This is a genomic window from Neisseria sp. P0008.S002 (genome assembly GCF_051962805.1).
Taxonomy (GTDB): domain Bacteria; phylum Pseudomonadota; class Gammaproteobacteria; order Burkholderiales; family Neisseriaceae; genus Neisseria; species Neisseria perflava.
Window position 1 is genome coordinate 1 of record NZ_JBQCUY010000029.1, and the last position, 261, is coordinate 261.

Consider the following 261-nt stretch of genomic DNA (forward strand, 5'->3'; position numbering starts at 1 on the left):
GTATAAGAGACAGGACTACTCGGGTATCTAATCCCGTTTGCTCCCCTAGCTTTCGCGCCTCAGCGTCAAGAACAGGCCAGAAAGTCGCCTTCGCCACTGGTGTTCCTCCGGATATCTACGCATTTCACCACTACACCCGGAATTCCACTTCCCTCTCCTGCCTTCGAGTCAAGCAGTATCGAATGACCCTCCCTGGTTGAGCCAGGGGCTTTCACACTCGACTTACAAGACCGCCTGCGCGCTCTTTACGCCCAGTAAATC

1 rRNA gene is annotated in these 261 nt (G+C 54.4%); it reads right to left on the reverse strand.

Features of this window, described 5'->3' with window-relative positions:
* Positions 1 to 261 (reverse strand): 16S ribosomal RNA (locus ACTHSA_RS10855); the annotation flags it as partial.